Annotated in this window: 11 protein-coding genes; 5 read left to right on the top strand and 6 right to left on the bottom strand. The window is 60.1% G+C overall.

Annotation, left to right across the window (positions count from 1 at the left end; translation table 11 throughout):
- Positions 1-60: 60 nt before the first annotated feature.
- The gene (locus tag F2P67_RS26070; protein WP_166225694.1) at positions 61-804 is read right to left on the bottom strand and encodes a phosphatase PAP2 family protein; all 744 of its coding nucleotides are present in this window, start codon (positions 802-804) and stop codon (positions 61-63) included.
- 54 nt (positions 805-858) lie between these two features.
- On the bottom strand, positions 859-2808 hold the full coding sequence (locus F2P67_RS26075) for an LTA synthase family protein (protein ID WP_166225697.1): 1950 nt from the start codon (positions 2806-2808) through the stop codon (positions 859-861).
- Positions 2809-3011: 203 nt separating this feature from the next.
- On the opposite strand from F2P67_RS26075, the gene colR reads away from it, so the two are divergent.
- From colR to F2P67_RS26100, 5 genes are all read left to right on the top strand, one after another.
- The gene (gene colR / locus F2P67_RS26080) at positions 3012-3695 is read left to right on the top strand and encodes a two-component system response regulator ColR (RefSeq protein ID WP_065258608.1); all 684 of its coding nucleotides are present in this window, start codon (positions 3012-3014) and stop codon (positions 3693-3695) included.
- On the top strand, positions 3685-4959 hold the full coding sequence (locus F2P67_RS26085; protein WP_166225700.1) for a sensor histidine kinase: 1275 nt from the start codon (positions 3685-3687) through the stop codon (positions 4957-4959). The genes colR and F2P67_RS26085 overlap by 11 nt, the downstream gene beginning before the upstream one ends.
- 162 nt (positions 4960-5121) lie before the next feature.
- Positions 5122-5790: a class I SAM-dependent methyltransferase gene (locus F2P67_RS26090; protein ID WP_166225703.1), complete on the top strand. Its 669-nt coding sequence runs from the start codon at positions 5122-5124 to the stop codon at positions 5788-5790.
- 4 nt (positions 5791-5794) lie between these two features.
- Positions 5795-6511 (top strand): lipopolysaccharide kinase InaA family protein, encoded by a 717-nt coding sequence (locus tag F2P67_RS26095; protein WP_166225706.1) that lies wholly within the window; start codon positions 5795-5797, stop codon positions 6509-6511.
- Positions 6512-6513: 2 nt separating this feature from the next.
- Positions 6514-6741: a hypothetical protein gene (locus tag F2P67_RS26100; protein WP_166225709.1), complete on the top strand. Its 228-nt coding sequence runs from the start codon at positions 6514-6516 to the stop codon at positions 6739-6741.
- Positions 6742-6923: 182 nt separating this feature from the next.
- Here the strand turns inward: F2P67_RS26100 and F2P67_RS26105 are convergent, their stop codons facing one another.
- The 4 genes from F2P67_RS26105 to F2P67_RS26120 form a co-directional block, all read right to left on the bottom strand.
- Positions 6924-9950, bottom strand: coding sequence for a multidrug efflux RND transporter permease subunit (locus tag F2P67_RS26105; RefSeq protein ID WP_166225712.1), 3027 nt, complete (start codon positions 9948-9950; stop codon positions 6924-6926).
- Between the two features lie 13 nt (positions 9951-9963).
- Complete coding sequence (locus F2P67_RS26110; RefSeq protein WP_166225715.1) at positions 9964-11112, bottom strand: efflux RND transporter periplasmic adaptor subunit; 1149 nt, start codon at positions 11110-11112, stop codon at positions 9964-9966.
- A 260-nt stretch (positions 11113-11372) separates the two neighbouring features.
- A complete protein-coding gene (locus F2P67_RS26115; protein ID WP_166225901.1) occupies positions 11373-12473 on the bottom strand; it encodes a DUF1513 domain-containing protein in 1101 nt (366 codons plus the stop codon).
- A 14-nt stretch (positions 12474-12487) separates the two neighbouring features.
- Entirely contained in the window at positions 12488-13552 is a 1065-nt protein-coding gene (locus F2P67_RS26120; protein WP_166225717.1) for an imelysin family protein, read from the bottom strand.
- Between the last annotated feature and the right edge of the window lie 19 nt (positions 13553-13571).

Here is a 13571-nt window from a genome sequence, read left to right on the forward strand (position 1 = left end):
CGCAAAACCCCGCTGGCGCGAGCCAGCGGGGTTTTTTATTGCCTTTGATTCAGTGTCCGATCAAGCACTGACCGGTTGTGCTCTGACGCTGGCCTCAGCCTTCAGCGCCGGGCGATACAGCACCCAGTAATACGACCCCAGGCAAATCAGCCAGCAGAAAATCGCTGTCCACACGTTGTGCGAAAAGAAGTGCGCGCCCTGCATCATCCGGCTGATCGAAAACACCGAACCCAAGGCAAACGCAAAGACAAACGCCTGTCGCGCCAGCCGCGGACGGCGATCACGCAGTACAAAAAACAGCGCAAACAAGGTGAAACCGGTGGCCGCATGACCGCCGGGCCAGCATCGGCCGGGCTTGTCGGTTGGTGGACGATGGTCGAGCAGTTTGCTGTAGGTCTCATGGCCACCGAATTGCTCAAGGCTCCACGGGCACTGCACCGCCGTCACGGCTTTGACCGGTGTGACGAACGAAGTCGCCAGCCCCAGCGACAACACCAGGCAGCCCAGTTCGCGTTTGAACGGTTTCAGCCGCGCAACAGCGAACGAGCCGAGAAACCCCAGAATCGCAAACACCGAGAAGCCGATCACCACTTGCTTGGCGCGGTCGTGAAGAATGTTTTCGAGGAAAAAACTGTGGCGACCGATGAAGTCACCGGCCACCGGGTCGTAAAACATTCGCGCCAGCACCATGTCCAGATCGGTCATTTCCAGCAGGATCAGAGTGATCGCCGCGACGGCGGGAATACCCAGGCATAACCACAGGTTCAGCGGGCGAGGGGTGACACGTACAGCACTTGATGACATGACGGATCCTGAACAAAAGAAAACGCCCCGGGGCATCGGCCCGGGGCGCTTCGATTAACGTTCGCTGACTTGCGGAGCACCCTCCTTGGGTGCTTTCCAGCCAAGCAGCTGTTGCTTGAAGCCATAACTGGCGGTTTGGTAATACGTGATGGCGCGGCTGATCAGCGGGTCATCGCTGCTCGCCCGTGATTCGCGGCTTTCGCTCAAGGCATCGTCATGGCGACGCAAGCCCTGACGCGGGCTGAGGATCGCCAGATCCTTGCCGTCGAACAGCCCCAGATGCTGGTAGTTGCCCACCACTACGCGCGGTGGCAGCGGATTGTCCTGGAGCAGATTGCGTCCGAAGAACGTCGACTGGTAATCCATGTTGAGCAAACCGAGCAGGGTCGGTGCGAGATCAATCTGGCTGGCCAGTTGGCTGTTCTCACGCGGCTCGATCAGCTTCGGTGCATAGATGAACAGCGGGATCTGATAGTTGGCGATCGGCAGGTCTTCCTTGCCGGCGCTGCCCGCCGTGTGGTCGGCGACGAAAATGAAGATCGTATTGTCGAACCACGGTTTGCGCCGCGCCTGTTCGAGGAACTGGCCGATGGCGTAGTCGGTGTACTTGACCGCGCCATCGCGGCCGTTGCCGGATTTGATGTCGATGCGGTTGTCCGGGTAGGTGTAAGGACGATGGTTGGACGTGGTCATCAACTGCAACAGAAAGGGCTGGCCCTTGGCGAAGTCGGCATCGGCCAGTTTCAGCGTCTGTTTGTACAGGTCTTCGTCGGCCATACCCCAGGCATTTTTGAAGTGAATCTCGGCTTCATCGACGCTGCTCTGGTCGACAACGCGATAGCCGTTGCCGCTGAAAAACGCGTTCATGTTGTCGAAATAGCCGCGTCCGCCGTAGACGAAAACGCTGTCGTAACCGACTGCGCTCAACTGCTGGCCAAGGCTGGCGAAACCGCTTTCACGTCCGATGCGCTTGACGATCGAGCGTCCCGGCGTCGGTGGAATGGCCAGGGTAATGGCTTCCAGACCACGGTCGGTGCGCGTGCCGGTGGCGTAGAAGTTATTGAAGTACAGACTCTGTTTGCGCAAGGCATCCAGATTGGGCGTCAGGTTGCGTTCGTCGCCATTGCTGCCCAGGTATTTGGCGCTGAGGCTTTCGATAGTAACCAACACGATGTTCGGTGTACGCGCGGTGCCGGGGTTGTCGATCATCCGGCGAATATCCTGCGGATCCTGACCGATGAAGCGGGCGTTGGGCTCACTCAGTTCAGCACGAATTTGCCGGGCAACCACCTCTGGTGCATGGCTGCTGTAGAACTGGGCGTAATCCAGCTCGTTGTTCCGGAACGCGGCGAAAAACTGGTAAGGGCCATTGCTCGCCAGTTCATTCTGATAGGCGTTGCCGCCCTGAGCGCGAGGTGCGTCCTGGCTAAGCAATTGCAGGCTGAGGCCAGCGACTATCAACAGGCCAAACGCATTCAGCAAGCGTCCGCGCGGGGGCGGCAGCGGAGCGTCCAGCGCGGCGTTGAACGGCTTGCGCAAGGCAACACTGATGGCCATGGCGAGCACGCCGAGGATGCTCAGCAAGGTGCCGATCGGGTAAGACTCCAGCACGTTGTTCAGCACTTCGTCGGAATACACCAGGTAGTCGACAGCGATGAAATTGAAACGCACGCCGAACTCGTCCCAGAACAGCCATTCGGCGGTGGCGGTGAAGAGCATGGCGAACAGGCTGACGGTCAGCAGCCCTTGCAGAAACCAGCGATGACCGCGACGGCGCCACAGCGTCGGTGGGCACAGCAACAAATACAAGCCCATCGGCAGCGCAGCGTAGGCGAGGAAGCCCAGGTCATACAGCAGGCCAATGCCGAACACGGAAAAAGCGCCGCCACCGGCCTCATTCAAATGAGTCAGCAACAGCACCGTTCGAGTGAGGGCAAATATCACCAGCCAGGCACCGGTGATCAGCAGCAGAAGGCGCATGGGCGCCGTCTTGAAAAAGTCCATTGTCTACATTCCTTATATCTAATGGCGCGAGAGTCTCGCGTTGTCACTGTAGTCAGGTTGTGAACCGATAGTGAAAAACTTGTTAAGGCTTGAATTTGGTTGAGCGAGTTGATTTACGAGGCTTTCGGCCCTAGCTCTGAGCTGGCGTTGGCCTTAAGCTGCGCGGGCCATGACGGCCGTTACCGTGTACGGAGGAGGTGCCCATGCGAATTCTATTGGTCGAAGACAACCGCGATATCCTGGCCAATCTGGCCGATTACCTGGGGCTCAAGGGCTATACCGTCGATTGCGCCCAGGACGGTCTGTCGGGCCTGCATCTGGCCGCCACCGAGCATTACGACCTGATCGTGCTCGACATCATGCTGCCCGGCATCGACGGCTATACCCTGTGCAAACGTCTGCGCGAAGATGCGCGCCGCGACACGCCGGTGATCATGCTCACCGCCCGCGATCAGCTCGACGACCGCCTGCAGGGCTTCAAGTCCGGGGCTGACGATTACCTGGTCAAACCGTTCGCCTTGTCTGAGCTGGCGGCACGTGTCGAAGCGGTCATGCGCCGTACCCAGGGTGGCGGTCGCCGTTCACTGCAGGTCGGCGACCTGAGCTATGACCTCGATACGCTGGAAGTGACCCGCGAAGGCAAACTGCTCAAGCTCAACCCGGTCGGCCTGAAGTTGCTGGCGGTGCTGATGCAGAAAAGTCCGCACGTGTTACGCCGCGAAATTCTCGAAGAAGCGCTGTGGGGCGATGATTGCCCGGACAGCGACAGCCTGCGCAGCCACGTTCACCAATTGCGTCAGGTGATCGACAAACCGTTCGCCAAGCCATTGCTGCACACCGTGCACGGTGTGGGTTATCGCCTGGCCGAGGGCCGTGATGGAGTTTAAGCAAAGCCTTTCCCAGCGGATCATCATCGCCTTTGCGCTGATGAGCGCGCTGGTGGCCGGCGCCTTTGCCATGGGCATCGTCGCCACGGTGCACCTGGTCGAGGAGAAGCTGATTTCGGCGGGGCTGGGCGGCGACTTGCAGCGTCTGTTGCTGATGGACAATGTCTCCGACTGGAGCCACCGACCGGAGCCGGATCAGTTGTTTTACTTCAGCGGCGGCCCCGGTGATTTTGAATTGCCGAAAGACTTGCGCCACCTCGATTCCGGCTTCCACGAAGTGTTTCGCGAACAATTGTCGTATCACGCGATGGTCGAAATCATCGACGGTCGGCGTTATGTATTGCTGCAGGACCAGAGCGATTTCGAGGAGCGCGAGCGCGTACTGTTCGCCGTGGTGCTGGTCGGCTTCGTACTCAGTCTGGCGTTGGCGGTATTCCTTGGCTGGGTGCTGGCGCGCAAGGTGATGGCGCCGGTGGTACGGCTGGCGCGGCAGGTTCGCCATCGCGATCAGTTGCTCGGTCTGGCGCCACCGCTGGCGCCGGATTATGCCGCTGACGAAGTGGGTGAATTGGCGGTGGCCTTCGACGCCACGCTCGGTCGTCTGCGTCAGGCGCTGACCCGTGAGCGCTTGTTCACCAGTGACGTCAGCCACGAATTGCGTACACCGCTGATGGTGCTGGCCAGCTCTTGCGAGTTGTTGCTGGAGAACCCGGCCATCGATCAGCGTGGTCGCTCACAGGTCGAGCGCATTGCCCGTGCCAGTGAGGAAATGCGCGAACTGGTACAAACCTTCCTCATGCTTGCCCGCGCCCAGCGCGAAGACGCCGGTTCGGCGCCGCAGCAGAACCTCTCGCAGGTGGCGGACAGCCTGCTGTGCATCTGGCGTGAGCCGATTGAAAGCAAAGGGCTGAAGTTGCAGTTCGAACCCGGCAACCCGCCGGACACCCGTTTCAACGCAACCCTGCTGACGGCGGTGATGGGCAACCTGTTGCGCAACGCCTGTCACTACACCGAACAGGGTTTCATTCGTCTGACGCTGACCCGCAACGGGTTCGTCGTTGAAGACTCGGGGGTGGGCATTCCCGAAGAGAAGCGCGAGGCCATGTTCCAGCCGTTTGTACGCGGCACGGAACAGCGCGGCGAGGGACTGGGGCTTGGCCTGTCATTGGTGCAACGCATCTGCGAAAACCAGGGCTGGACCGTCACGTTGAGCACGATGCAGCCCAATGGCTGCCGCTTCGAAGTGGATCTGGGCAAACTATGAAGCACGGGGGTGGCACCAAGCCACTCCCGCCAACCTGTCTAAATCCTGTATAACCTTGAAATAGTTTGCGGGTTTACCGGACATTTTTTTCACAAATGGATGACCTGACGCTGACACGCCGCTCCTTAAGGTGGCCTCATCAGCAATTCAGGAGTCCTGGTGATGGCCGGCCCGATCAAACTCGATTTTTCCGAAAAGTACGACGACCAGCACGCACAGAAGTATCTGCGCAAGCATAAGGAAAGCCTGGGACGTCGCCTGTCCCACTGGCGCGACGAGCAACTGGCCCGCAAGGCGCTGGCGCTGGTCGGCGAACCGGGACTGGTGCTCGACCTGCCTTGCGGCGCTGGGCGTTTCTGGCCGCTGCTGGGAGAAAAGGCCAACCGGGTGATCATCGGCGCGGACAATTCCGAGTCGATGATCAAGACGGCTTTGCAGGCACAACCGGCCGATGTGGTGAAACGGGTACAACCCTTGCACACATCTGCGTTCGACATTGCCTTGCCGGATAACGCCGTCGACAGCATTTTCTGCATGCGCCTGCTTCATCACATCGGTGAAGCCGAGCATCGACGGACGATTCTGCGCGAATTCGAGCGCGTCACTCGTGACAGCGTGATTGTTTCATTGTGGGTCGACGGCAATTTCAAGGCGTGGAAACGCCAGCGTGCCGAGCAGAACCGTGACAAACGCGAGTACCAGAATCGCTTTGTGTTACCGGCGGCTACGGTCGAAAAAGAATTTGAAGACGCGGGTTTCCGCATTCAGGAACAACTGGACTTCATTCCGCTCTACGCCATGTGGCGGGTTTACGTATTACGCAAGAGGTAACAGGATGGCAGTGCAATTTGCAGCAGAAACGGATGTCGCTCCACAGGATCGCTTCGACTATTACTGGAGTCAGCGCGGTGAGTGGGTGGAAGAACCCAACGTGCGTCGCGGCGGTGAAAGCGGCGTGCAGCGGATCGTCGGCCGGGACGGCCAATTGCTCTATGCCAAACGCCAGACTGGACATATTTACCGTAGCTGGCTGCACCCGTTCGGCCGTCCGACCGTGCTGCGCGAACTCGATGCGCTGACCGGCGTCAGCAAGCTCGGTGTACGGGTTCCGGAAATCGTTTTCTGCGGCGCTCAGCCCGACCCGCAACACAAATGGCGCGCCTTGTTGGTGACCAAGTCCCTGGACGGTTTCCAGGAACTGGAACACTGGCTGGCCGCTGCCGGCGGTCGCGATCAGTGTGGCGATGTGGTTTACGAGCGCGTGCTCAAAGACCTCGCTGAAAATCTGGCGCGCATGCACAAGGGTCGTTGGCAGCACAGCTGCATTTACATCAAACACGTTTTTGTACGGGTGACGGGCGAAGGCGAGTCGGCCAAAGTCGAAGTGGCTTTGATCGATCTGGAGAAATGCCGCCAGCGTCTGACCGCTTACCGCGCCGCCTCCCACGACATGAAGCAATTGCGCCGCCATTCGTCGTTCCGCGACGCGGACTGGAAAAAACTCGTCTATTTTTATGAGACGGCGTTTGGCAGCGCTATCAAAGGTTTATAGCGATGAAACTCGAAATTGCACGAGGTTTGTTTTTGGTTGGAGCCTTGGCAGTTGCTTCATTGGCGGTGGCTGCCTGGGAGCAGCCCCGCATGCAGGTGATCGGCACAACGGATGCCGGTGCACACTGCGCTGTCCCACGGGTGGCGAAAGCCTCCGTGGCGACAAAACCCGATCATGATTTGTTGCTGTTCATGTTCGGACTTTCTCAAGGGATGAGGCCGCAGAGTTGAACCGATTGAAGCCCACATAAAAGACCTCGCCGATGCGAGGTCTTTTTTTATGTCCTGATTTTATGGATACACGCAGGCCAAATGTGGGAGCGGGCTTGCTCGCGAAAGCGGTGTGTCAGGCACCGTAAATATTGACTGAAAGACCGCATTCGCGAGCCCGTTCCCACAGGGTGATTTGTGTGTTATTTGGGATCCGGTTTGGCCAGTAACGTGTAAACGCATGGCAAGACAAACAGCGTGAACAACGTACCAATCGACATTCCGGTCGCGATCACGGTGCCGATATCAAACCGGCTGACCGCCCCGGCCCCGGTCGCCAGAATCAGCGGCACCATGCCGAACACCATCGCCGCCGTGGTCATCAGTACCGGCCGCAGGCGAATCGCCGCCGCTTCTTCCACCGCCTCACGTGCGGTCAGGCCTTTGTCCTTGCGTAACTGGTTGGCGAACTCGACGATCAGAATTCCGTGCTTGCTGATCAAACCGATCAGCGTCACCAGCCCGACCTGGGTGTAGATGTTCATGCTCGACCAGCCGAGGAACAACGGGATCAACGCCCCGCAGATCGACAGCGGCACTGTCACCAGAATCACCAGCGGGTCGCGGAAGCTCTCAAACTGCGCGGCCAGCACCAGAAAGATGATTGCCAGCGCCAAGGCGAACGTCACCCACAAGGCACTGCCTTCCTGAACGAACTGCCGGGACGCGCCGCCGTAGTCGAACGAGAAGCCGGCCGGGGCCTCTTCCTGGGCAATCTGCCGGACGGTTTCGATGGCCTCACCCATGCTCACCAGCGGGAAGCCTGACAGTTTGGCGGCGTTGAGTTGCTGGAACTGGTTCAGCTGTCGCGGTCGTGCGCGGTCGGTCACGGTGATCAGGGTCGACAACGGCAGCAACTCGCCCTGGGTGTTTTTCACGTAATAGTTGTTGAGCCAGTCGGGGTTGTCGCGATAGGCCCGTTCAACCTGTGCGATGACTTTGTAGCTGCGTCCTTCGATGGTGAATCGGTTGATTTCGGCCTCGCCGAGCAGGGTCGCCAGCGTGCCGCCGAGGTCGAGCATCGACACGCCCATCTGCGCAGCTTTCGCGCGGTCGATGTCGACCACCACTTCCGGCTTGTCAAAGGCCAGATCGAGGTCGACAAAGGCAAACTTGCCCGACTCGGCCGCGCGTTTCTTGATCCGGTCGGCCACTTGCAGCAGCAGCTCGTAGTCGTTGGCGGTGTTGATGACGAATTCGAACGGCAGACCTTCACCGGTGCCTGGCAGCGAGGGCAGGTTGAAGCCGAAGATCTGCAGGCCCGGAATGCCTTCGAGTTTGCCTTGCACTTCGGGAAGGATCTGCATCTGCGTACGGCTGCGCTCGTTCCACGGTTTCAGCAGGAAACCGCCGATGCCGGACTGCACACCGTTGTAGCCGTTGATCTGGAACGAGGAGTAGTACTCCGGGAATTCCTTGAAGATTTTGATGAATTCGTCGGTGTAGGTATTCAGGTAATCGAGGTTGGTCGGTTGCGGTGCGTTGGCCATCATGAAAATGATGCCCTGGTCCTCGTCCGGTGCCAGTTCCGATTTGGTGAACTTGAGCAGCACCGGGATCAGGCACAGCACGATCACCGCAAACACCAACACCACCGGCCGCGTATTGAGTGTGCCGTGCAGCATGCTCTGGTAGCGGCGCTTGAGGCTGTCGAAGATCCGGTCGAGACGATGCGCCAGCCCCGTGGGATTCTCCTCGTGACGCAACAGCATCGCGCACATCATCGGCGACAGGGTCAGGGCGACGACGCCCGAGATCACCACGGCGCCGGCCAGCGTCAACGCGAATTCCTTGAACAGTGCGCCGGTCAGCCCGGTTAGGAAACCTATGGGCGCGTACACCGCTGCCAGGGTGATGGTCATCGACACCACCGGCATGGCGATTTCCTGCGCGCCTTCGAGGGCCGCTTCAAACGGCGTTTTGCCTTCCTCGATGTGGCGGTGAATGTTTTCCACCACGACAATCGCATCGTCCACCACCAGACCGATGGCCAACACCATCGCCAGCAAGGTCAGCAGGTTGATCGAGTAGCCCATCATCTGCATGAAGAACATCACGCCGATCATCGACAGCGGGATGGTGACCACCGGAATCACCACCGAGCGCAGGGCGCCGAGGAACAGAAACACTACGACGATCACGATCAGCACCGCTTCGAACAGGGTTTTGATCACCTCATCGATCGAGGCTTGAATGAACAGCGTGGCGTCGTAGGCAATTTCACTTTTGAGGTTGGGCGGTAACTGCGATTCCAGCTCCGGCATCAGCTTGCGCACCTCTTTGATCACGTCCAGCGGGTTGGCGCCCGGCGTGGCCTTGATGCCGATGTACACCGACGGTGTGCCGCCGAACGAGCTGATCGAATCGTAGTTCTCCGCGCCCATCTCGACCCGCGCGACATCGCTGAGCAGCACGCGACTGTCGCCATTGACCTTGAGCGGAATCGCCGCGAAGGCCTCGGCGGATTTCAGTTCAGTGTTGGCGTTGATGCTGGTGACGACGTACTCGCCTTTGACTTCGCCGGCGGCGGACAGGAAGTTGTACTGGCGCACCGCGTTGGTCACGTCGGCGGCGCTGAGGCCGAAACCGGCGAGCTTCACCGGGTCGAGCCACAGGCGCATGGCGAACACCTGATTGCCGAGAATCTCGGCCTCGGCCATGCCCGGCAGGGTCGCCAGTTTGGGCTGGATCACCCGCGACAGATAGTCGGTGATCTGCGGGTTGCTCAAGTCCTTGCTGAAGAAACTGATGTACATCAGCGCCGAGGCGTCGGCGGATTCCTTGCTCAGCACCGGATCTTCGGCGTCCTGCGGCAGTTTGTTTTTGACTTCGTTGGCCTTGGCCAGCAACTCGGTGAACAAACGGTCGGTGTTGGAACCGATGCGCGCGTAGATCGAGATCACCGAGAAGTTCTGCCGGCTGACCGACGTCATGTAATCGATGCCTTCGGCACTGGCCAGGCTCTGTTGCATCGGCTGGGTGATGTAGCCCTGAATGGTTTCGGCGTTGGCCCCGGGGTACGCCGTGGTCACGGTGATCAGGGCGTTTTCCATTTGCGGGTACTGGCGCAGCGGCAACTTGCTCCAGGCCTGAAATCCCAGCAGCACAATCAGCAGGCTGACCACGGTGGCGAGCACCGGGCGGCGGATGAACGGATCAGTAAAAGCCATGGGGATTCCTTGATCAGTCGGCGCGGGGCGGACTGTTCTGCTCGCCGAGGGTCTTGTCGTCGCTGATGGCGATGTGCGCACCGTTGTCCAGTTTGATCTGGCCGGCCGTCACCACTTGTTCGCCGTTCTGCACGCCCTTGTTGATCATCACCAGGCCATCGCGGCGCTCACCGGTTTCGATGAAACGACGTTCGGCGATCAGCACCGGTTGGCCCTTGTCGTCTTTTTCGACGCTGCCGTCCTCGGCTTTTTTCTCCCCGACCACGTACAGCGAGTTGCCGTAGAGGGTGTAGGTGATCGCGCTTTCCGGCACCACGATGTGTTTTTGCGGATCGGGCAACAGCACTTCGAGGCTGGCGAACATCCCCGGCAACAGTTTGCCGTCGGGATTGGCCAGCGTCGCGCGCACCAGAATGTTGCGGGTGGTGCTTTCGACAATCGGGTTGATCGCGCTGATCGTGCCCGGGAAATTCTGCCCGGGGTACGCGGCGACGGTGATGTGCACCGGTTGGCCGATGGCCAGTTTCGGCACCGATTGTTCGGGCACGTAGAAGTCGGCGTAGAGGCTGCTCAGATCCTGCAGGGTGGCGATCATCGTGCCACTGGCGAGGTAGTCGCCGACGTCGACCTGACGGATGCCGATGGTGCCGCTGAATGGCGCGATGATGCGTTTTTTCGCCAGCGATGCGTTGAGCTGATTGACCGTGGCTTTGTTCTTTTGCAGCAAAGCGGAGAGGCGGTCGTATTCGCCTTTGGAGATGGCGCGGCTGTCGACCAGTTGGGCGCCGCGTCCGAAGTCCAGTTGTGCCAGACCCAGGTCAGCCTTGGCGGTTTCCAGCAATGCGGTTTCGACGGCGCTGTCGAGTTGCAGCAGCGGTTGCCCGGCCTTGACCTTCTGCCCCGATTCGAATTTGAGCTCGGTGACGGTGCCGGCGACTTCCAGACTCAGGTTGACGCCTTGCAACGCCTTGAGTGTGCCGACCGTGGGCAAGCGCATTTGCCACGGGCGTTCGGCGGCGGTGGCCACGGCGACGCTGATCGGCGGTTTCGGCCTGGAAAAGCCCTGGATCATCGTATAGATCGAAAAGGCTTTGTACCCGGCCAGCACCAGGACAATCAGCAAAACAACACCCAACATGATCAGCATGCGGCGACGCAGCATATTTCCAGTTCCTTGGATAAATCAGGTGAGACAGGCGGGCACATTACTCCGAGACAGGCAGGGATTCCAACTGCCAGTTTTTACAGGGCATGAAAGGGAGAACTCCCTGTGGCGAGGGGATTTATCCCCGTTCGGCTGCGCAGCAGTCGCTAAACCATCCGACGCGGTATAACAGACACACCGTGATCGCAGGTTTTGGGGCGGCTTTGCCACCCAACGGGGATAAATCCCCTCGCCACAGAGGATGTGGCAATAGACGGTTATGCCATCAAATGCAGATGGTTGTCCCAGAGCCCTGCCGGCAAATCCAGCGGTTTGGCCAGCAGTTCATCCTGACGGCAATCGTAGTACCGGCAGCGGCCCTGACCGGAGGTCACGACGAAGCCATCCTTCACTGCACCGACGCCCGCGCAGTCAGGCAGCGGTGCGTCGAGGCGCACTTCACCGCTGTCCAGATCCCAGATAAAGAAGCGGTTGCCACGCGGCGCCGTCAACGCCACCAGACGCAAATCGCTGTGCACCGCGACGCTGGCGGTGTAGTGCCCCATCGACTGCAACTGATGCTCCGGCACCGGGAATGCCACGAACGATTGACCCGGACGCTTGATCGCCAGCAACTCCGAACGCTCGTGGGACGCGCCCATGAATTGCTGTCCGGCGACGATGGTGCCGTCGCTGGCAATCCCCAGATGACGCACGCTGTTCATCTGCTGGGCGAGGGTTTCCTTGCTCAGCAGCGTGCCGTCGCGCTGCATCAGTACCAGGCTCGGTTCCATGGCGTTGAGGTTCATGTCGACCCGGCTTTCGGCCTCGGTGCGAATCCCGCCGTTGGCCACCACCAGGGTTTCACCGTCGGGCATCCACGACACCTGATGCGGGCCGAGACCATGGGTGGAAATCTCGCCCGTGTGCACCAGCCGTTCGCCTTCGAACCTGTACACGCCGAGCAAACCACGACCGGGATCAGTCGTGTCGTTTTCGGTGGCGTACAGGTATTCGCCGTCCTTGTGCACCACGGCGTGGCCGTAGAAGTGCCGGTTCGGCTGGGAGGCCACGGTCTGCAGCAATTTACCGTCGCGCAGGTCGATCAGGTAACTCTCGGTGCCCGGGCGACGGGCGACGAACAGCGCAATCGGCTGTGTCGGATGGTTGATGATGTCGTGGCAACGCTGGCCGACCTCGGTGGCGAACACCCGCGTGCCGTCCAGGCGATAACCGACGGCGTAGTGCTTGCCGTCGGTGTCATCGCGCGCCGACAACAGCAGCGGGCTCTGATCCTTGCGTTTGAACAGCGTCCAGCCGCCCAGCGTCACTGCTCCCAGCAGCACACTTCCTAAAGTCAGAGCCTGGCGTCGCAGCATGGCACTTGCACTCATCAGTCACCGTCGTTGGCGTTGAAGCCCAGTTGAATGCCCAGCGCCTTGGCCAGTTCGCCTTCGTGCAGGCGATGGACGACGTTGAGGCTGTCGTAGATGTCGTTCAGTTGCTGACGACCGGCGTCGTCTTCGAGCATTTCGCCGAGCGAACGCTGGGTGCTGTCGAACAGTTTCAGCGACGCGGCATAGGCGGCATCGATCTTGTCGGCCAGTGGCTTCTGATCGCTTGGCAGCAGGCTGCGCAGGCCTTTGTTGTCGACGCCTTCCCACACGGTTTTGGCGGCGGCGAGGCTCGCTTCCAGCGCGGTCAGCGACGACTGGCTGCGCCAGGCGTCGGCCTGGAACGGCTGCGGCACGCCTTTGCTCTGGCGGCCCATCGGCGTGCCGAGTTTCTTCTTCAGCGTATCCAGTGCGGTGACCTGCACACGCAGCAGATCGGCGATCGCTTCGTGGGAGTCGGCATAACGCTGGTTCGGGAACTTGGTCATCTGCGCCAGCATGCCGTCGGTGTTGTTCCAGTTCTGCAGAATCTCTTCGGCCAGTTGCTTCTGGCGTTCACCGATGGCGATCAGCAGCGGGCAGTATTTGGCTTTCTGCTCGGCGTTGGCGACATCCGGCTTGGCGTCGAACAGGATGTATTCGTACGCCGACAGGCCTTGAACCACTACGCTGGATTTGGCCAGTGCAGCCGCATCGATCTGCGGTTGGGCGACGACCAGTTGCTCGACCTGACGGCCAACGAGGTTTTTCTTGTCCGGCCAGAACTGCACCTGCCACGAACGGTTGCCTTCGGCCAGCGGCCCGATCAGCAATGGCTGCAGCTCGGCCCAGGCTTTCTGCGCGTGCAGGAAGTCGGCACGGGCGGTCTCCAGGTTTTCTTTACCCTGGCAGTAGGCGAGGGCGCTGACCGCCAGTTGCTTGTCGGCTTCGACCCAGCGGGTGTAGGTCGGCAGGATCACCGATTTGGCGATGGCTGCCGAAGTGACCGCTTGCGGATCCTGCGGCGAGCAAGCGCCGAGGGCGATGGCAGCAAGGCTGGTGAACAGTAGCTTGGGACGGAACATGTCGGGCTCCCGATTCTTT

The sequence above is a fragment of the Pseudomonas atagonensis genome (assembly GCF_011369485.1).
GTDB lineage: Bacteria > Pseudomonadota > Gammaproteobacteria > Pseudomonadales > Pseudomonadaceae > Aquipseudomonas > Aquipseudomonas atagonensis.